Source organism: Flavobacterium sp. FG139 (assembly GCF_057809695.1).
Window position 1 is genome coordinate 1 of sequence record NZ_JBMDKL010000039.1, and the last position, 1,434, is coordinate 1,434.

General features: G+C 34.3%; 1 protein-coding gene. It reads right to left on the reverse strand.

The genetic code is table 11. The features are described from left to right. Positions 1 to 204: 204 nt before the first annotated feature. On the reverse strand, positions 205 to 759 hold the full coding sequence (locus tag ACODSI_RS14995; protein WP_488917665.1) for a hypothetical protein: 555 nt from the start codon (positions 757 to 759) through the stop codon (positions 205 to 207). Positions 760 to 1,434: the final 675 nt, after the last annotated feature.

A 1,434-nucleotide genomic window follows, 5' to 3' on the forward strand; every position in this document is an offset into this window, starting at 1 on the left:
ATTGATTCTTTGAAACGCAAAACTATGCTTTTCGCTAACGTTCCCAGGCTTTGCGCTGTTGCGCATTTCAAGACTGGCTTTAACAAATATAACGAAAAGTTAGAAAGAAAAACCTGATTGAAAGAAAAAAGATATTCACTTCCGCATTCTGATAAATCCCAAGCCAAGCAATAGCGCAAAACCTGTGTTATGGCTAGTACTTTTTCAATCTCTGAATTTTAGACTTCTAATAGCTTTCAAGAATTCTTTTTCGTTCGCATCGCTTAAATTATAGCCACTTATTTGAAATCTCATACCTTTTCCATTAGGCCTTGTATTTTCAAAGTAGACACCAGTTAATCCAATTCCAGATTTCTTTGGCTTGACAATCTTTGCTCTCAAATTATTAATTACTTCAAATGAAAATTCTGTCTTGTATAATTTTTCCAAAACTAAAGTATCTCTTTTAGCGTAAAACTTTTGCACATAACGATTTATTGTATCATTTTTATTTTTGTTTTCTTCATATGTAAACACGCTATCTTTTGTAATGATGTAGCCTAAATCTTCTTCCAAACTATTTGAGTATAGCCCGTAATCAAATTGTAAAGTATCGTTTTTGTCGAGTGCTATTTTTCCAACGAATGAATCAACTCCACTTTGCTTAATGTAAGTCCAATTCTCTGGAGTTTTCATTGAGAAAGCACCAAAATCCATTTCTTTTTCGCTGCTAAAATTCAGTAGCAAAAGTGGAACAAAAAGGAGATTTAATATTTTCATATTTTTGTCTTAGGAATACGGGTTGAAGTATTAGCCATAACGTTCCCAGGCTTTGCGCTGTTGCGCATTTCAAGACTGGCGTTAACAAATATACCGAAAACTTTGAAAGAAAAAACGTGATAGAAAGAAAAAAGATTTTCACTTCCGCATTCCGATAAAACCCAAGCCAAGCAATAGCGCAAAACCTGTGTTAGCGAATAGGCATCATATTTAGTTTTCAGTTTGTATTAATTAGATTTTCCGCGATACAATTCCACGCAATATAATTCCACGCAATACAATTCAACACAATTCAACACAATACAATTCGGCGCAATCTAAATCCGCGAAGTTTTCCACGCAACCCAAATTTTCCGTTACCGTTAAATATTCCACGAAAGATTTCGACGTAAAGTATTAAGGCAAAGTTTAGTTAAGTTCCGAAAAAAATAGAGTAGAAGGTAAGTGAAAGAAATCAATGAAATTGATTTTTTGAAACGCAAAACTATGCTTTTCGCTAACGTTCCCAGGCTTTGCGCTGTTGCGCATTTTCAAGACTGGCGTTAACAAATATACCGAAAACTTTGAAAGATAAAACGAGATTGAAAGAAAAAAAATATTCACTTCCGTTTTCCGAAATGCCCAAGCCTAGCAATAGCGCAAAACCTGTGTTAGCGAATAGGCATTATATCTAGT

Excerpts from the sequence above, each read along its gene's own strand:
- ACODSI_RS14995 (WP_488917665.1), bottom strand. The coding sequence starts at position 759 with ATGAAAATATTAAATCTCCTTTTTGTTCCACTTTTGCTACTGAATTTT.